Origin of the sequence: Rossellomorea sp. LjRoot5 (assembly GCF_964253455.1) — a bacterium.
Classification (GTDB): domain Bacteria; phylum Bacillota; class Bacilli; order Bacillales; family Bacillaceae_B; genus Rossellomorea.
Genome location: NZ_CAXUQN020000001.1, coordinates 4,034,461 through 4,052,569 on the forward strand (window position 1 = coordinate 4,034,461; position 18,109 = coordinate 4,052,569).

Sequence of the window (18,109 nt, forward strand, 5' to 3'; positions counted from 1 at the left end):
TACTTTTTGGGATTATTCGACAAGTCCCTCCCCGAATTCTCGAGGTCCGTCCCTCAAAAAAAAAACCACCTGCAGATTCAAACCGGCAGGTGGTTTTTTCAATCAAGCAATAACGGATGTGTCATCACGTTATAGCTCAGGTCTTTGTTTTTCAGTTCGTTTCCGTCTTCAAATACACTTTCAAAGAAACGGGATGCCGGTTCGGCGAGTTCTTTGTAGTATTCTCCAAACAGAGTGGCTGCGTGGGCTCCGAGCCATTTTTCAGGCAGGAGTTCTTCCGGCAGGCCCGGATCGACGAAGAGGAATTTCCGGTATTCATGGACGAGCTTCGTCCTTTCCACGAAACATTCGGCGTCGCTCATTTGCCCTTTACTGATTTTACTCTTATCAATCATATATTGTTGACTGTAATGGGAAATGAAATCCTGGTAGCGGTCATTGATCTCGTTCAGGTCCCAGCTCTTTTCTATTAACCGCTGATTTTCATTAGGTCCTTTATGTTCTGCGATGAAGAAATCGACGTACTCTTTAATATCGTACTTATCGAAAAGGGATTGCACCTGCTTCTCCAGGTTGTTGGGAGAAATCCACGTACTCGTCGATAAGGTTCCAAATCCGCTCCAAACCAGCTCTTTTCTCAGCTCATCACGGATACTCCTGATTTCTTCAGGAATGGAATACATGAGGATCCTCCATTTACCGTCCCATTGCTCAGGCTTCAGCTTAAATATCCTGTTTGCCGCTTCTTCCATGCGGACCTCGCCTCGTTCGGTCAGGGAGTAATAGCTTTTGTTCCCCTGCTTCTCCGCCTGGACCCATCCCTGCTTATTCATCCGGGAAATCGCGGCACGGACGGCCTGATCATTATGACCAAATTCATTCAACAGGCGAATCAAACTGCCGATCCAAATTTTATTTCCATAATGGCGAATATAGTCCCCGTATAGTGTAAAGATCATTGATCTTGTATTCATCGCTGCCTCTCCTTTTATCCTATCGCATTCATTTATGACGTTAATTTTACGTTTAGTAAATATCATAGCATAAAAATTCCTGAAAAATAAATGAATATTCATGATCTAAATGATAAAATAAAAAATCAGGCTCCCCCAAGAGCCTGTCCCTCAATGATACACCTTCAACATTTCCAGCATCTTCACAAAGTCATACGTGTTCACGACTTTCTCCTTGGACCAATTTGCCTCGATCCAATGTACAAGCTCCTCCTGACTGTTGAACACCTCCCCGCTCGTGTCCGCCTTCCTGATCATAAACCTGCCGTTATCTTCATCTGCGACGACGAGACAAGGGATCTCACTTTCGACTGTCATGATCTCAAATTCCATCTTTATCACCTCACGTCTATCCTTTCTAAAAAAGAAACCTCTTAATCACAAAAAGCCCTGCAAAAACAGGGCACTTACGATTCTATATTTTCAACGAGGGTCGCGATTCCCTGACCTACTCCGATGCACATGGTAGACAGGCCGTAGCGTACCTTCCTCTTCTTCATTTCATATAGAAGGGTGGTGAGGATACGGGCTCCACTGGCTCCGAGCGGATGACCGAAGGCAATGGCTCCCCCGTTGACGTTGACGATTTCTTCATTCAGTCCAAGTTCACGGATGCAGGCGAGGGACTGGGCCGCGAAGGCTTCATTCAGCTCCACCAAGCCGATCTGATCAAGGGCGAGGCCGGAACGCTTCAGGACCTTCTGTGTGGCATAGATCGGCCCTAGTCCCATGACTGAAGGCTCCAGGCCCGCAGTGGCTGATGTCACGTAGCGGGCAAGGGGGATGACGCCTAATTCATCCGCCCTTTCCCTGCTCATGAGAAGAAGGGCCGACGCACCATCATTCACACCGGAAGCATTCCCCGCAGTCACGGTCCCTCCCTGGAACAGGGGCTTCAGTTTCTGGAGCTTCTCACTATTGGTGTCGGGTCTTGGGTGTTCATCCATCATAAAGGTAGAGACATTTCCTTTGCGATCACGAAGCTCCACCGGTACAATCTCTTCTTTAAAACGTTCTTCATCCATAGCTCGCTTCGCCTTCACCTGGCTCCAATAGGCAAAGTGATCCTGTTCTTCACGTGAAATGCCGAACTGCTTCGCCACATTTTCAGCCGTTTCCGGCATGGAATCGGTTCCGTACCTTTCTTTCAGACGGGAATTGACGAAGCGCCAGCCGATCGTCGTATCGAACATTTCCATATTGCCTCTCGGGAATTCTTTTGAAGGCTTTGCCATGACATATGGGGCACGCGTCATGCTTTCGGTACCGCCTGCAATGAAGACCTCCCCTTCTCCTGCTAAAATGGCCCTTGCTGCATAGTTGACAGCATCCAGTCCAGAACCGCACAGACGATTGATGGTCGTCGCACCAACTTCAACGGGGAGACCGGCAAGGAGAGTTGACATCCGTGCGACATTCCGGTTATCCTCTCCGGCACCGTTGGCGTTTCCCAGTACCACTTCTTCAATCGTATCGACAGGGACAAGGGGATTTCTTTCCATAAGGGCTTTAATGACGTGAGCTCCCAGGTCATCGGGCCGCACTTCTTTTAACGATCCTTTATATCTTCCTATCGGGGTCCGGACGGCATCGACAATGACAACTTCCCTCATGACTGATGCTCCTTTTCCTTTGTTTCTGAATAATCGTAGATCCCTTTGCCTGTTTTTCTGCCAAGGCGGCCTGCCTTTACGTACTTCTCTAACAATGGCGCCGGACGGTACTTCTCCCCAAGCTTTTCGTGAAGGTACTTTAAATTATTCAGTCGTGTATCCAATCCGACTAAATCACCGAGTTCAAAGGGACCCATTGGGTAATTAAGGCCGAGCTTGATCGCTTTATCGATTTCCTCAGGAGACCCGAGTCCTTCCTGAAGCATGTAAAAAGCTTCATTCCCTACGAGTGCCGAGATCCTGCTTGTAACAAACCCGGGGAATTCATTGATGACCACTGTTTCTTTCCCCATCAGGCGGGCAACCTGGCCGATGACCTCCGCTGTTTCATCACTTGTTTCCAATCCCCTCACGATTTCGACGAGCGGCATTTTATGTACAGGATTGAAAAAGTGCATGGCAATCACTTTATCCGGCCGTTTCGTAAAGGAGCCGATTTCAGTCGGACTCATGGTGGACGTATTGGTCGCCAGATGGCAATACTCCGGAGCATGTGCATCCAGTACCTCGAACACGCCACGCTTGATGTCTGTTTTTTCCGGAACGGCTTCGATGACCACATCGGCATCCCTTACGGCAATGGACAGATTCGTTGAATAGCTCATCAGTTCTTTTGCTTCTACATACTCCTGCTGAGTGAGCTTGTTTCTTTCGATCCCCTTCTGGAGTAGTAGCTCAACCTCTTCTCTCGCATGATCCAGCTGCTCTTGTTTAATATCAACCAGAGTGGTCCTGAATCCTCCTGTTGCACTTACATAGGCAATCCCTCTACCCATCACACCGGAACCCACTACCACGATATGCTGTGACATACTTTATTTCCCCTTTCTTGCAATAAGGGGTTGACCCTGATAGGACAACCCCCCTGCTTGATGCTGGTTTTTATACGCCAAATGGATTTAACGGACGGTTTCCGAAGTACGAAATGATACTCTTCGTTTCTGTATACAGATCCAGCGTTTCTACACAGAGCTCACGGCCGAACCCTGACTGCTTGTAGCCTCCGAACGGAGTACCAGGGAAAGCAGAGAACGGGCAATTCACCATGACGATTCCTGCCTGGATTGCTTTCGATACTCTTGTTGCACGGCCATGGTTTTGAGTCCATACGGCAGAACCCAATCCATATTCACTGTCGTTCGCCAGTTTGATCGCTTCTTTTTCATCCTTGAACTTCATGACAACCACGACAGGACCGAAGATTTCTTCTTTTACAACCTTCATATCATGGTTTACATCAGTGATGATTGTCGGCTCATACCAGTAGCCATTTTCGAAGCCTTCCACCTTGGCCGTGCTTCCCCCGGCGAGGATCGTTGCTCCTTCTTCTTTGGCAGACTGAACATATCCATCAATTGTATCCAGCTGACCCTGGTTGATGATCGCCCCGATATGAGTCCCTTTATCATGAGGATCTGCAAGCTTCAGCTTCTTCGTTTTTTCAACGAATTTCTCCATGAACTCATCATAAATGTCTTCATGGACATATAATCTTGAACGGGCTTCACAAGACTGCCCAGTATTATAGAAGATTCCGAACAGGGAACCGTCGACGGCCGCATCCACATCGGCGTCCTCAAACACGATATTCGGAGATTTCCCGCCTAATTCTAGAGTCACCCTTTTTAACGTTTGGGACGCTTTTCCCATGATGTTTTTACCGATCGGAGTGGAGCCGGTGAAAGCCACTTTATCAACCTTTTCATGCTCCACTAGATAATTCCCCACAGAAGAACCAGCTCCCGGGATGATGTTGACGACCCCTTCCGGAACCCCTGCTTCAATGCAGATTTCCCCAAGGACGATGGCAGTCAGAGGTGTAAGAGTCGCGGGTTTCACAACAACCGAACAGCCTGCGGCAATGGCAGAGGCGATTTTCCATGCAGCCATCATCAGTGGATAATTCCATGGGATGATCTGAGCGCAGACACCGACCGGTTCTTTCTCGGCAACGTTTGTGAATTGACCTGGTACGTTATTGACCGTTCCGCGGTGACCCACGATCGCGCCTGCATAGAATTCAAAGTCTTCGATTGCCTGCATCACTTGACCTTGTGCCGCAGATAACGATTTCCCGCTGTCCATGATTTCAAGAGATACAAGTTCATTGAAACGGGATCTCATAATGCCTGCAATTTTATTGAGGACACGGGAACGTTTATTGATCGGGAACTTTTTCCATTTTCCGAAGTCGAATGCATTCCTTGCTGCCTCTACCGCTTTTTCCGCATCTTCTGTTGATGCCAGTGAAACGGTGGCGATCGCTTCACCAGTTGCCGGGTTATACGTCGTAAAGGTTTCTCCCGATGTGCTTTCCATTCGCTGACCATTGATCACCAATGAATAATGTTCTCTTTTCATTTCAAGGACTTCAAAGCTCTGTTCTTTTACTGTAGACATAATTCCATCTCCTTTTAGGTTGGTTTATTTTCCGTGAAAGGCTGGTCTTCTCTTTTCCATGAAGGCTGTCACACCTTCCCGGTGATCTTCTGTCTGTCCTGCAATCCTCTGGGCACAAGCCTCTTTTTCTAAGTATTCGTTGAAGGAAAGCTCTCCGCTTCCCTTCAATAAGCGCTTCATCAAGCCGATTGCCTTTGTCGGCATGGAGGCGATTCTTTCTGCGAACGCAGTCGTCTCTTCCTGCCACTCATCAACCGGTACGATTTTCGTGACGAGGCCAAGTTTTTCAGCATCAGTTGCTTTGATCTTCTCACCAAATACAGCAAGCTCCAGTGCTTTCGCATATCCGACAATCTTTGATAAGTAATACAGATTTCCTGAATCAGGGACCAATCCAACGTGGACAAATGCTTGAACAAAACTCGCTTTCTCTGACACGATCCTGAAATCACATGCAAGTGCCAGACTGAATCCCGCCCCTGCAGCCACTCCATTGACTGCGGCGATGACAGGTTTTTCACACTGCTCGATTTCCTTCACCATCGGTCCATAGTTATGTCGCAGCACTTCTCCGTGATCCATATCTTCATCCACCTCACTCAGATCCTGCCCCGAGCAAAATGCCCTGCCTTCCCCCGTGATGACGATGGCCCTCACGTCTTCATTTCGCGAAGAGTCCTTCACAGCCTTCTGGATTTCCAGATTGAGTTGGCGGATAAAGGCATTCAATTTATCCGGTCGGTTCAGGGTGATCCAGGCTACGTTATTTTTCACTTCATAGGTAATCGTTTCAAACATACTGCAGCCTCCTTACTTCCCTTTAAAATGAGGTTTCCTTTTTTCTACAAAAGCCTTCATGCCTTCTTTCTGATCTTCAGAGGCAAAAAGCAGATAGAAGTTCTTGCGCTCATACTGCATTCCTTCATAAATCGAGGAATCCACGGCTTTATGTACAGACTCCTTGATCAAGCGAAGGGAAAGCGGGGGCTTGGCAGCCAGTTTCCTCGCAAATTTCTCTGTTTCTTCTATTAATAGCTCTCTCGGGATCGTCCGGTTGATAACTCCCCATTCGAGTGCTTGGGAGGCTGTAAACATGTCTCCCGATAACAGCCATTCCATAGCACGGGATTTCCCAATCAGCTTCGTGAGCCTTTGCGTCCCGCCTGCTCCCGCCATGACCCCGAGATTCACTTCGGGAAAACCGAGGCTTGCATCCTCCGCCGCGAACAAAAGGTCACAGCACAGGGCAAGTTCAAATCCCCCTCCTAACGCAAACCCCTGGACCGCTCCGATGATCGGCTTCTTGATCCAGGCCAGACGGTCCCATTCGGTGAATTGATTCAAGAGCTCCAGATCAATGGCACCGTCCTCTGCCATTTCATCGATGTCGGCTCCTGCAGCGAACGCCCTCCCCCTGCCGGATAACACTATCACTTTCACATTGTCGTTCCGGTCCAATGCTTCGAAAGCATGGACCAATTCCGATACCATAGGACGATTGATGGCGTTGAGGACTTTCGGTCTGTTCAGTTCTACAAAACCAAGTCCGTCCCTCTCGCTCACTACGATATATTCGTACTCTTTATTCATTCACTTCTTCGCCGATCATAAGTGTGACAAGTTCTGCTGCGAAGCCCATAAGGTCCTTCCCTGAAGCTCTTCCTTCATCGGATTTCATGGCTGCCTTCAGTGTTTCATGACTGTCATAATACATTTCGCACATTAAATAATATTTGCCTTCCCCGCCCATCGGTGATCCGACGATACGAGTGACATCCATCTTCTTCAATCCAGGGATCTTCGCTGTGATCGGACCGTGGGTATTGAAGTAGTGCTCATCGAATTTCTCTTTGTTTTCAGGGTGCTTATATAACGCGATTAGTTTTACCATAATGGAATCTCTCCTTTGATTTTCAGTAGTTTACTAGATTTTTCACATCATCGTGGATATAGGTTTCATGGCTTCGAACGGGTTCCGGCACTGTTTGCAGTAGAGGATGCTTCTGCAGGCGGTCGGCCCGAACAGGTTCTCCATGGAGGTATAGGGGGAATCACAGTACGGGCAGTGAATCTCCCAATCTTCTTCCCCTGTAAAATGTTCCGGCGGCGGCGCGATGCCGAATTCCTTCAGCCGCTCCCGTCCATTCACTGTCAGTCGATCCGATGTCCAGGGCGGAGAATAGACGAACTCCACCTGTACGGACCCTACGTCCAGTTGTTCTCTGCACGCCTTCTCGACATTGCCTTTAATGATGTCCAGTGCCGGACAGCCTACAAAAGTGGGAAGAAGCTCGATTACAAGGGTTTCTTCCTGTTGATCGACGCGATTGACCATTCCGAGATCCACAATGCTGATGGAATCGATTTCAGGATCTTTCACAGTTTGAAGAACATCTAAAACGGTAGCAGTCATTTTCCTTCATCCTTTACCAGCTTGCAGCCGGATTTGTTTGATAGACTTCGCTCAAGGTCGAAAGTGCCGTATCCAGTTCAGGGGTGTGTTCACCTAAGCGTCCATTCCCCTTTTTCATGCCTACAGTCGGTGGAAAGGAAAGCTGACAGGACCTGAAGACCGGCTCGAGCGCGAGTTCCCAACGTTTTGTTAAACTTTCTTCCCCTTCGATCAAAGCCATAAGGGACATTTCTTTCCCCCTTGGCCCCAGGGTCAGGACTCCCGCGAATTCTTCCAGTACTCTTTCCGTTGCCTTATTCATACGCTCCCTTGCTTCTCCGCCTGCATTCATCAACTGTATGAACCAGGTTTTCCAGTGAAGCAGGTGGTAGTACAATTCTGTGTTGATCTTGACGGCCATCTCGGCAAGTGGTTCATAGGAAGAATTCTTAAGCGCATCGATCCGCACTTTTTTTGCCACACTGTAAAAATAATGCCGTACAACAGCAAAGGCCCAATCATAGCGTGGCTCCTCCATGTAGTTTCCGGGTCCATTCACTTCTTCAAGGAGAATGGCATTTCTTCTTTCTGACGCTTTCCGACCATGGGCGAGATGGTCCTGATCCCCTTCTCCCAACGCTTCAAGTAGCTGATAAAACATGGTCGCATGCCCCATTGTGTCCTGGTTGATGGAAGAAAACGCGACATCTTCTTCGATATGGGGAGCGAGCCCCAGCCATTCAGATCCCCGGTAAGCAAGGATGAAATCGTCATCAGCCAGCTGATATAAGAGGCTCAGGAGGGCTTCCTTGTAATCTGCATTCGGAATGTCCTGTGGACTTTTCACGTTCATTTCTTCTTCACCAACTCTCCCCATGACATGATTTCTTTCTCATCAAGCATTTCCTGTTCGTACTGTCTCCACTTCTTTTTCAAATAGCCGTAGCCCTTGGCGTTACGGTAATCTTTATTATCAAGACGGGAGACGCTCTCCCTTTCTTCGGGGGTCATCATCCGTACATCCGACCGTTTCACGACCCATATATCCGAAACAGGCTCTCTTCTCATGAAATTCTCTTGAGCCATTACCATGGCAAGCTCATGGTTGGGAGCCAGCAGACTGAACTGATGCTGCATCTGTGCCCCGTCCGACCGTTTACTGAACACTTCAAATTCCTGATAAAAGTTCTGACCCTTGTCTGACATCTCTTCTCATTCCCTTCTAACTTACTCGGTCACCTGGGCTTAACGCTTCCCGGACCCACGCATTGTTATCGTAGGATAATTCCCTTAAACGGAGGCGGTCCTTCGATTTTGGCCCTTTGTTGCGAATAATTTCCTTAAAGCGGCTCCAGTCGGGCTGCTTATAGATCCATAAGTCCTGTTCTTCATCAAAGTACATCGTTTCATCCGGGAGCGTCAGACCCAATGACAGCATTCTAGGAACATATTTTGTAAAAAAGTCCTGACGAAGCTGTTCATTGGTTTTCGTGCGGATGTTGTACTTGATGGTAATATCCTGCTTGGAAGATCCCGTTGTCTTCGCGTCCCCAGGTCCAAAGAACATCAGAAGCGATTCCCACCAACGGTCCACCGCATCCTGGACCAACGCTTTCTGATCCGGTGTACCTTCTGCTAATGCCATGATGATTGCCTCACCATGCTGTGCATGGAATACTTCCTCGGCACAAATTCTCTTCAGCGCCCTGGCGTATGGTCCATAGGAAGCATGAAGCATATTCGTTTGTGTAATGATTGCCGCCCCGTCCACGAGCCAGCCGATCAACCCCGCGTCTCCCCAGGTCGGTGCCTCCATATGAAAGACGTTATGAAACTTCAAATCTCCAGAAAACAAATCCCTCATGATATGCTCTCTCGTTTTCCCATAAGGCTTCATCAAATCTTCCGCTACACGAAGCAAAAGCTGTCCGTGCCCCATCTCGTCCTGAACCTTTGCCATGATCCCCAGTTTTCTTCTGAGGGTAGGTGCTTTCGGGACCCACTCCTTCTCAGGGAGTGCACCCATGATTTCACTTATGCCGTGCATAGATATCAGCTTGATCAGCGCATTCCGATATTCATCCGGCATCCAGTCATCGGCTTCGATTTTTTCGTCATTTTCGATCTTTTTCATAAAATGAGCCATACGCTCATCTTCCGTCAATGGTTGATTTGTCAATATATCACTCATTGCAGCCCCTCCTTTATTACACCATTACCACGTTATGATGAAATCGTGTGATAGGTATTTTTCTCAAAAAAATTTATTGAAGCATGGCTTCTCCCCTAAGATCAACAATCCGGATGGCTTTTCCTTCCGAACGGGGTATTTCCCTGGGAGCTCTCACTTTGACATCCATGGAAACGTAGCAACGATCCTTCATCAGGCCCTTCACTTTTCTTTCCAATTCATTCAGACGGTCATGATGCAAGTCGTTCGACACCCCATTAAAACATTTATCCGTCACCTCAACCTGCAGCTCCACCAAATCCAGTGCCCCTTTTTTCTTCAAGTGAACTTGATAATGTGGTGCAAGGTCATTTATCTGAAGCAGAAAATGCTCCATTTCGGATGGAAACACGTTCACTCCCCTGATGATGAGCATGTCATCGACTCTTCCTTTCACCCTGGACATCTTCACCGTTGTTCGTCCACATGAGCATGTTCCGTGCTGAATCGAAGCGATATCGCCGGTCCTGTACCGGATGATCGGAAAGGCTTCCTTCGTTAAGCTTGTAAACACAAGCTCCCCGACTTCCCCTTCCGGCAAGGTCTCTAACGTATCAGGGTTAATGACTTCAACGAGGAAGTGATCCTCTGCAATATGAAGGCCGTCCCGTGCTTCATGACATTCCATGGCAACCCCTGGTCCAATGACTTCACTTAAACCGTAGATATCACATGCTTTAATATCCATCTTCAGCTCCAACGTCTTCCTCATCGAATCCGACCATGGCTCAGCCCCGAAGATTCCATATTTCACAGAAAGGGAAGCCGGATCCTTTCCTTGTGCCTCCATGGATTCAGCTAAATTGAGAACGTAAGAAGGCGTACCGCATATGATGGACGGCTTGAAGTCTTCCAATAATGTGATCTGCCTGGACATGTTCCCTCCTGACACCGGAACCGTGATCATCCCGAGCTTCTCACTCCCATAATGAAGGCCAAGGCCCCCGGTAAATAAACCATATCCATATGCGTTATGCAGGACATCTCCCGGTTTCCCGCCTGCCATGCTGATTGCCCGCGCAACGATTCCGCCCCACATATCAATGTCATTCTGGGTATAACCTACGACTGTGGGCTTCCCACTCGTACCGCTTGAAGCATGAACCCTGACCATTTCCTCACGTTCTACGGCAAACAGGCCAAATGGATAATGATCCCGGAGGTCCTTCTTGATTGTAAGCGGTAACATTTTTAAGTCCGCCAAAGACTTTATATCTTCCGGCTTGATGCTCCTTCTCTCAAACTGCTCCCGGTAAAAGGGAACTTTCTCATAAACGACTGAAGCAACATGTTGCAGTCTCTCTAGTTGAAGGCGCTCCATTTGCGATCGACCGGCGGTTTCAATCTCATGCAAAATCAATGTATCGGCCTCCCTGATATGATGTAAAAATATATTTATATAACGTTATTAATTCGTTTATAAAAATATGTGTTATATTTAACTACTCAAAAGATAACGTGTCTTCTGAAAATTGTCAATATATTTTCAGAAAATTTAATTAAAGTACATTCGTTGACGACCAGATAAGATACGATCATCTCCTGAAAAGAAGGACATCTCACTCCAATACAGAATCTTACATATGACAAGTTCTAATTAGGAGGCAATAAAATGACCACATTTGAAGGAACGAAGGAAATACAGGCATTAGAGTTGGAAATCATGGAAAAGAAAAGGCAGCTTGCACAGCTACGCAAAGAACAAGCTCCGCAAAAGGTTGAAAACTACCTCTTTTTAACAACTGATCAACAGACCGTTACACTGGAGGAACTTTTCAAAGACAAGGATGAACTTATTATCATCCATAATATGGGGAGGAAATGTCGCTATTGTTCCATGTGGGGGGATGGCTTTAATGGGGTGTATCATCATTTGTTAAGTCGTTGTGAATTTGTTCTATCCTCTCCAGACGACCCGGCCGTTCAAGAAGACTTTGCAGCTTCAAAAGGGTGGTCCTTTCCACTTGTATCATCGAAAGGAAACACTTTTTCACAAGACCTCGGGTTTAAAAATGAGAAAACCTCCATGCCTGGAGTATCCACTTTCAAAAAAGGTGAAGAAGGTATGATTTATCATTGCAGCTCTGCTTACTTCGGGCCCGGAGACGAATATTGCGTCATTTATTCTTTACTGGATTTATTACATGCTCCATCTGAAGATTTTGTCCCTCAGTTGAAGCATAACCTTCGTTCATCCTTTCAGCTCACTCATAATGTTGCAGTTGGAGTGAAGCATTACCATGAAGCGATTCAATTTTACACGAATATCATTGGAATGAAGGTTGAAGAGCAGGGACAAAAGGAAACAAAGTTCTCGATGAATGGTCGGAATTTCTTCATTGAAGATAGTGATCATAACACCGTGCATTTCGAGTTCGCTGTGGATGATTTTGATAGAAGCAAGCAAAAGCTCCTGGACAGCGGCTGCAGGGTAGATCACGTCTATCATTCAACAAGTGAAATGATATCTGATCCATTTGGATTGTCGTTTCATTTGTATGAGGTCCGAAAAACCAATTAAATAAAAAAAGCCTGCCATGAATTCCTCCAAGGCAGGCTTTTTCCATACTATTCAGTAGCCGGTTTAAGGATTGTCTCTTCCTTCTCAGCTTCTTCCTGTAATTCTTTATCACGTTTAATCTTCCAGTTTCCAACCGACAGGGCCACTCCGCCTATTTACTCAAAACATAGAAATATGGGAGATTTTTCTGTGCATTAGCGGAAAAATTCCGCTTATTCATCCCCAAAACAAGTTCCATTCTAAACGTAACCGGAAAATCTCCGCTTATTATACTCTCTCTGGTAGGGCAAGAAATCTTAATGAACCGTATCACAAGTAAATACATAAGGTTTTTGCCTTCCTAATAAAGAAACTCGCCAAAAATTCCTGCGGCGAGTTCTACTTTTTTATATACCATTGATGAAAAGCACCTCAAAACGGTACGGTTTAGTTATTTGAGGGAATCGGCTTTTTATTAAAACAATTTGGTTGTCCAGTCTTCACAGTTCCATACTTCCGTCGCTACATCCTGATAGAAGTCAGGTTCGTGGCTGATTAAGAGCACGGTGCCTCTGTATTCTATCAATGCCCGCTTCAACTCTTCTTTAGCCTCAACATCCAAGTGATTGGTCGGTTCATCGAAAACAAGAACGTTCGATTCTTTGTTCATCAGTTTACATAGTCGCACCTTTGCCTTTTCCCCGCCGCTCAGCACTTCTACCTTGCTTTCGATATGCTTCGTCGTCAATCCGCATTTAGCCAGGGCCGAGCGAACTTCCGCCTGGTTAAGGGATGGGAACTCGTTCCACACTTCTTCAATGCATGTGTTACTATTTTTTGTCTTGATTTCCTGTTCAAAATAACCGATATGAAGATAATCACCAAGCTCCACTGAACCGGAAATCGGTTTGATTTCCCCGAGGATGCTCCGCAATAGAGTCGTCTTCCCGATTCCGTTGGCTCCTGACAGAGCAATCTTCTGACCACGCTCCATCTTCAGGTTGAGCGGTTTTGATAACGGTTCATCGTACCCGATCACAAGATCCTTCGTTTCAAAGATGAGCCTGCCGGCGGTTCTCGCTTGTTTAAAATGAAACTCAGGCTTCGGCTTTTCCGCAGCCAGTTCGATTACATCCATCTTATCAAGCTTTTTCTGACGGGACATGGCCATGTTACGGGTGGATACCCGGGCCTTATTGCGGGCCACGAAATCCTTCAACTCCGAGATTTCCTGCTGTTGTCTCTTGAAAGCCGACTCAAGCTGCTGTTTCTTCATTTCATGGACCCGTTTGAATTCATGATAGTCCCCTGCATAGCGATTCAATTCCTGATTTTCCATATGATAGATCAGATTGATGACACTATTTAAGAACGGGATATCATGAGAGATCAGAATAAATGCATTTTCATATTCCTGCAGATAGCGTCTCAACCAATTGATATGCTGCTCATCAAGATAGTTGGTAGGCTCATCGAGTAATAGGATGTCAGGCTTTTCTAGTAAAAGCTTTGCCAATAATACTTTCGTCCGTTGTCCCCCACTTAGATCGTGGACATCTTTATCCAATCCGATATCATCCAACCCAAGGCCACGGCCGATTTCTTCCACCTTGGCATCAATGATATAGAAATCATTATTCGTCAACGCATCCTGAAGGGTACCGGTTTCCTCCAGCAATTCTTCCAGTTCTTCCGGGGTAGCCTCCCCCATCTTGGCAAAAAGCTCATTCATTTCTGTTTCCATATCAAACAGGTATTGGAAGGCAGTTTTTAAGACGTCCCGGATCGTCATGCCCTGCTTCAACTGGGCATGCTGATCCAGGTACCCGATACGGATACGCTTCGCCCATTCCACTTTCCCTTCATCAGGCTCAAGCTTTCCTGTAATGATATTCATAAAGGTAGACTTTCCTTCTCCATTGGCACCGATCAAGCCGATATGTTCACCCTTCAATAATCGGAAAGATACATCGTTAAAAATCGCACGGTCACCGAAACCGTGTGTTAAGTTTTTGACTGTCAATAAACTCATATCGTAAACACCTTTTCTTCCTAAACTAAATTTCGCTCCCTCTATTATAAGGGTCATTCCCTATAGAAGATAGAGGGAAATGAGCTGGTGGCTTTTTCTTCTTTTACTCGACGGCCCCTGCTACATCATAGTCAGCAGGATCAAGTTCTGTGGGTTCACCGAGAGCAAGTTTCGCAAGCTCCGAACCAAGATATGGCCCCACCGTCAAACCCGATGCCCCAAGTCCATTGGCCACCCATACACCATCCAATCCCGGCATGGCACCAAAAACGGGAAGGAAACCAGGTGTGAACGGGCGAAATCCGACTCTCGTCTCAAGGATTGCACTGTCACCAATTCCCGGTGCAACGTCCATAGCCTTGTGAAGAATTTCGTGCATCCCCCCAGCGGTTACCCGTTGATCAAAACCGACATCATTTTCGTGAGTGGCCCCTGCCACAACTCTACCTGCAGGGAAGGCAAGAAGGTATTGATCATTAGGTGGCATGACGACCGGCCATTCGGCGGTCTCCTGCCCACCTGCTTGCAGATGGAGAATCTGCGCTTTTTGGGAGGATACAAGAAAATTGATTCCAAGAGGTTGAAAGAGTTCGTTCGCCCAGGCCCCGGCCGTCACAATGACTCCGTCCGCCCGAAGTACTTCGTCTCCTATTTTGACATCAATAATCCGATTGTCTTCGTTTAACAGCTTGGCATCCCCTTGTCGCAGTGTTGCTCCTTGCTTTTCAGCTCCATTTAAAAGGGCCTTCCTCATCGCTCTTCCATCCACCCTGGCTGCACCACTGACATGAACAGACTGATACTCCTCAGAAAGAAGTGGAAAACGCTGCCTTGTTTCTTCTGCCGTCAACATGGTCAGCTCTCCGATTTCCGGAGCATCCTCCCTGCGTTTCTCCGCTCTCTCCATCATTTTATGGAGCTTATGCACATCCGTGTGGAGACTGATGGCCCCCACCCGTTTATAACCTGTTTCAGTCTCGCCGTCTGCTTCGAGCTGTTCTATGATGCTCGGATAATACTTCGCCCCACCCTTTGCCAGGCGATACCACACTTTATTCCTGCGTTGTGACAGCCACGGGCAGACAATTCCTGCCGCTGCATCCGTTGCCTGTCCGGGGTCCTTTCGATCAATGATTATGACATCCGCTCCTGCTTTCGCAAGATGATACGCCGTGGAAGCCCCGAGAATGCCGGCGCCAATGATAATAAATGATTTCATGTAAAACACCTTTTCAGTCCATTTTTTCTTTATTTTACTTGAGAAGAAGGGCGAACTCAATGGCTGCACGTTTCAATGGGCGGGGTCGGCTTGTACCAGGTACAAGTTGCTCTTTTTGTACCTGGTACGCCTCAGCCTTTTTGTACCTGGTACGTCTCAGCCTTTTTGTACCTGGTACATCCCCACTTATATGGACCAGGTACACAATCATCTCCACACCTGACAAAGCCAAAAACCACCATCAATTCCAGACAATTCTCACTACTTTTCCTGAAATAGATTGACAAGTCGTTTTGATTCATGATAAAAATTGTATAACCTAATATTGAATAAGCTTTGAAGGAAACTAGTAGCGGACATTTCCCTGTTTAAGAGAGCCGGTGGTTGGTGTGAACCGGTACAAAGATGAAGCGAATTTCGATTCCGGAGCTTCTTTTGACGAGATCAAAAGACGGGTAAGACCGTTATGTGTGAAGAGTGATGAGAATAATTTTCTCATAACTAGGGTGGTACCGCGATATCCAAATCGTCCCTACGATATGTAGGGGCGATTTTTTTATTTGGTCAGAAATTACCCTCACACGTCAATAATAACCGAAAGGAGAATGAGAATGAGTCAGCGTGAACAGTGGTCATCGAAAATCGGCTTTATTTTAGCGGCAGCCGGGTCTGCCATCGGATTGGGGGCCATCTGGAAATTCCCTTATATAGCCGGTGAAAATGGAGGCGGAGCATTCTTCCTGATCTTTATTTTATTTACTTTATTACTCGGCCTTCCATTATTACTGGCTGAATTCTCAATCGGACGTACGTCCGGAAGCAACGCAGTGGATTCGTACCGAAAGATCGCCCCCGGCACCAAATGGCACTGGGTCGGGATACTCGGGATGGTCACATCCTTCATCCTGCTGTCCTTCTATAGTGTAATCGGGGGATGGATCGTCGTTTATTTATTCAAAGCTGTTACAGGACAATTAAACGGCCTTTCATCGGATCAATACGCAGAAGTGTTCGGGGCAACGATTTCAAATCCCGGGATAAGTGTATTCGTTCAGCTTCTCTTCATCTTGATGACCATCATCGTGGTGGCCAAGGGGATTGAAAAAGGGATTGAACTCGCGAGTAAAATTATGTTGCCGGCATTATTTGTTCTTTTCATTCTGTTAGTAGTCCGCGCTGTGACCCTTGATGGGGCAGTTGAAGGAGTTACATTCCTGCTCCAGCCCGACTTTTCCAAAGTAACGTCACAGACGATTTTAGAAGCGATGGGTCAATCGTTCTTCACGTTAAGTGTCGGGGTATCGGTGATGGTGACATACAGCTCATACCTTCCAAAGACACAGAGTCTTCCACGTTCGGCCATTTCGATCGTAGCGATGAATATCTTCATCGTATTACTGGCAGGACTTGCGATTTTCCCGGCAGTCTTTGCTTTTGATTTAGAGCCTGGCGCGGGTCCGGTGCTGCTATTCAACGTACTGCCTACCGTGTTCAGTCAGCTTCCTTTCGGGATGCTCTTCTTCATTGCATTCCTTGTGCTATTCTTATTCGCAGCATTGACTTCTGCGTTCTCGATGCTTGAGATCATCGTTTCCGTCATTTCGAAGGGGGACCCCGGAAAGCGTACGAAATGGTCGTGGATCATCGGTCTTGCCATCTTCGTTTGCGGCATTCCATCGGCATTGTCTTTCGGGGTACTTGGTGATATCACATTGTTTGGCAAAACCATATTTGATTTAGCCGACTTTACTGTTAGTAATGTATTGCTTCCAATCGGATCATTGCTTATCGCTCTCTTTGTACCGCTGAAAATGAAAAAAACAGCTTTATATGATGAATTAAAGCAGGGAAGCGGGTTAAAACGGGGATTATTTGAAACCTGGTTCTTCTTGATCCGCTTTGTGGCGCCGGTGTTAATACTATTCGTCATGCTTGATGTCCTGGGAGTATTTTAATCCCTTCTGCTCCATGCAAAAGGGTTGACCCAACACGGGGTCAACCCTTTTCTTTATGGTGCTCCATACCCCATGATCACTCCGCACGCCAATCGTTTCCCTGCATCCCCTGAAGGCTGGGACCTGAAGTCATCCGGGTTTTGATGAATGATGACACCCTTCCCTATCACATCTTTCACATTAAATTTATTCGTAAAAAAGGACATTTTTGCGTAGCCGTCATTTGAAAACAAAACAGGAAAATCTCCTGCATGATTCCCATGTGGCTGATTGGTCGGATTCCAATGCCCTCCTGCAGACGTGAAGGGTTCATTGGGATCCCCTATCTCACATGCCCCTTTTTCATGGAGATGAAATCCATGGGGACCAATCGGCTTTCGATCACCCTTTCCTTCTTTATAGGATGGTAAACCTGTCACCTCGGCAAATACTTCCACACCATTTTGTACTTCCCGAAAAAACACATATCCTTTAAGCCCTGGAGCGAGTGGACCTCCCTGAATGTGAGCATAGGCCATATTCGGAGCATTTCGGTAATAGGAATAGGCAGGATAGCCATATTGATAATAATTCATCCTTGTGCCCCCTTTCTTCACCTATTTTATGTTGGAACCCGGGGCGACATGATGAAAAACCTGGAAGATTTATTTTAACCAAACGTTTGTTTAACCCCGAAGACCCTATTACTATCAAGG

The 18,109-nt window shown here is 46.8% G+C and carries 19 protein-coding genes and 1 other annotated feature; of the genes, 2 read left to right on the plus strand and 17 right to left on the minus strand.

All coding sequences use genetic code 11. The features are described 5' to 3' along the window. Positions 1 to 98: 98 nt before the first annotated feature. The 13 genes from paaX to ACSQ2E_RS20675 form a co-directional block, all read right to left on the minus strand. The gene (gene paaX, locus ACSQ2E_RS20615) at positions 99 to 974 is read right to left on the minus strand and encodes a phenylacetic acid degradation operon negative regulatory protein PaaX (RefSeq protein WP_435993722.1); all 876 of its coding nucleotides are present in this window, start codon (positions 972 to 974) and stop codon (positions 99 to 101) included. 150 nt (positions 975 to 1,124) lie between these two features. After that, entirely contained in the window at positions 1,125 to 1,346 is a 222-nt protein-coding gene (locus tag ACSQ2E_RS20620) for a hypothetical protein (RefSeq protein ID WP_435993724.1), read from the minus strand. A gap of 74 nt (positions 1,347 to 1,420) precedes the next feature. Then, positions 1,421 to 2,626 (minus strand): thiolase family protein, encoded by a 1,206-nt coding sequence (locus ACSQ2E_RS20625; protein WP_435993726.1) that lies wholly within the window; start codon positions 2,624 to 2,626, stop codon positions 1,421 to 1,423. Beyond that, on the minus strand, positions 2,623 to 3,498 hold the full coding sequence (locus ACSQ2E_RS20630; protein ID WP_435993728.1) for a 3-hydroxyacyl-CoA dehydrogenase: 876 nt from the start codon (positions 3,496 to 3,498) through the stop codon (positions 2,623 to 2,625). Before ACSQ2E_RS20630 ends, ACSQ2E_RS20625 begins: the two co-directional genes overlap by 4 nt. Before the next feature lie 70 nt (positions 3,499 to 3,568). After that, the gene (locus ACSQ2E_RS20635; RefSeq protein WP_435993730.1) at positions 3,569 to 5,086 is read right to left on the minus strand and encodes an aldehyde dehydrogenase family protein; all 1,518 of its coding nucleotides are present in this window, start codon (positions 5,084 to 5,086) and stop codon (positions 3,569 to 3,571) included. Between the two features lie 24 nt (positions 5,087 to 5,110). Continuing rightward, a complete protein-coding gene (locus ACSQ2E_RS20640) occupies positions 5,111 to 5,884 on the minus strand; it encodes an enoyl-CoA hydratase-related protein (RefSeq protein WP_435993732.1) in 774 nt (257 codons plus the stop codon). 12 nt (positions 5,885 to 5,896) lie between these two features. After that, positions 5,897 to 6,676 carry an enoyl-CoA hydratase/isomerase family protein gene (locus ACSQ2E_RS20645; RefSeq protein WP_435993734.1) on the minus strand — a complete coding sequence of 260 codons (780 nt, stop codon included), beginning with the start codon at positions 6,674 to 6,676 and terminating at the stop codon, positions 5,897 to 5,899. After that, positions 6,669 to 6,977: an EthD family reductase gene (locus ACSQ2E_RS20650; protein ID WP_435993736.1), complete on the minus strand. Its 309-nt coding sequence runs from the start codon at positions 6,975 to 6,977 to the stop codon at positions 6,669 to 6,671. Before ACSQ2E_RS20650 ends, ACSQ2E_RS20645 begins: the two co-directional genes overlap by 8 nt. Before the next feature lie 42 nt (positions 6,978 to 7,019). Beyond that, positions 7,020 to 7,499, minus strand: coding sequence for a 1,2-phenylacetyl-CoA epoxidase subunit PaaD (gene paaD / locus ACSQ2E_RS20655; RefSeq protein WP_435993738.1), 480 nt, complete (start codon positions 7,497 to 7,499; stop codon positions 7,020 to 7,022). A 13-nt stretch (positions 7,500 to 7,512) separates the two neighbouring features. After that, positions 7,513 to 8,331 carry a 1,2-phenylacetyl-CoA epoxidase subunit PaaC gene (gene paaC, locus ACSQ2E_RS20660; protein WP_435993740.1) on the minus strand — a complete coding sequence of 273 codons (819 nt, stop codon included), beginning with the start codon at positions 8,329 to 8,331 and terminating at the stop codon, positions 7,513 to 7,515. Beyond that, positions 8,328 to 8,684: a 1,2-phenylacetyl-CoA epoxidase subunit PaaB gene (gene paaB / locus ACSQ2E_RS20665; RefSeq protein ID WP_034760966.1), complete on the minus strand. Its 357-nt coding sequence runs from the start codon at positions 8,682 to 8,684 to the stop codon at positions 8,328 to 8,330. The genes paaC and paaB overlap by 4 nt, the downstream gene beginning before the upstream one ends. A 16-nt stretch (positions 8,685 to 8,700) precedes the next feature. Then, positions 8,701 to 9,669 carry a 1,2-phenylacetyl-CoA epoxidase subunit PaaA gene (gene paaA / locus ACSQ2E_RS20670; protein WP_435993743.1) on the minus strand — a complete coding sequence of 323 codons (969 nt, stop codon included), beginning with the start codon at positions 9,667 to 9,669 and terminating at the stop codon, positions 8,701 to 8,703. Positions 9,670 to 9,742: 73 nt separating this feature from the next. Beyond that, the gene (locus ACSQ2E_RS20675; protein ID WP_435993745.1) at positions 9,743 to 11,068 is read right to left on the minus strand and encodes a phenylacetate--CoA ligase family protein; all 1,326 of its coding nucleotides are present in this window, start codon (positions 11,066 to 11,068) and stop codon (positions 9,743 to 9,745) included. Positions 11,069 to 11,320: 252 nt separating this feature from the next. Between ACSQ2E_RS20675 and ACSQ2E_RS20680 the strand changes: the two genes are divergently transcribed. Then, a complete protein-coding gene (locus tag ACSQ2E_RS20680; RefSeq protein WP_435993747.1) occupies positions 11,321 to 12,229 on the plus strand; it encodes a DUF899 family protein in 909 nt (302 codons plus the stop codon). A 454-nt stretch (positions 12,230 to 12,683) separates the two neighbouring features. Here ACSQ2E_RS20680 and ACSQ2E_RS20685 read toward each other — a convergent pair whose 3' ends face one another. The 3 genes from ACSQ2E_RS20685 to ACSQ2E_RS20695 all read right to left on the minus strand — a co-directional run bounded on the left by ACSQ2E_RS20685 (position 12,684) and on the right by ACSQ2E_RS20695 (position 15,685). Further along, complete coding sequence (locus tag ACSQ2E_RS20685; protein WP_435993749.1) at positions 12,684 to 14,240, minus strand: ABC-F family ATP-binding cassette domain-containing protein; 1,557 nt, start codon at positions 14,238 to 14,240, stop codon at positions 12,684 to 12,686. 103 nt (positions 14,241 to 14,343) lie between these two features. Beyond that, the gene (locus ACSQ2E_RS20690; protein WP_435993751.1) at positions 14,344 to 15,459 is read right to left on the minus strand and encodes an NAD(P)/FAD-dependent oxidoreductase; all 1,116 of its coding nucleotides are present in this window, start codon (positions 15,457 to 15,459) and stop codon (positions 14,344 to 14,346) included. A 34-nt stretch (positions 15,460 to 15,493) separates the two neighbouring features. After that, positions 15,494 to 15,685, minus strand: coding sequence for a hypothetical protein (locus tag ACSQ2E_RS20695; protein ID WP_435993753.1), 192 nt, complete (start codon positions 15,683 to 15,685; stop codon positions 15,494 to 15,496). A 101-nt stretch (positions 15,686 to 15,786) separates the two neighbouring features. Next, positions 15,787 to 15,996 (plus strand) — a binding site (T-box leader). A gap of 74 nt (positions 15,997 to 16,070) precedes the next feature. On the opposite strand from ACSQ2E_RS20695, the gene ACSQ2E_RS20700 reads away from it, so the two are divergent. Then, complete coding sequence (locus ACSQ2E_RS20700) at positions 16,071 to 17,414, plus strand: sodium-dependent transporter (protein ID WP_435993755.1); 1,344 nt, start codon at positions 16,071 to 16,073, stop codon at positions 17,412 to 17,414. 53 nt (positions 17,415 to 17,467) lie between these two features. Here ACSQ2E_RS20700 and ACSQ2E_RS20705 read toward each other — a convergent pair whose 3' ends face one another. Then, complete coding sequence (locus ACSQ2E_RS20705) at positions 17,468 to 17,989, minus strand: superoxide dismutase family protein (protein ID WP_435993757.1); 522 nt, start codon at positions 17,987 to 17,989, stop codon at positions 17,468 to 17,470. Positions 17,990 to 18,109 lie beyond the last annotated feature (120 nt).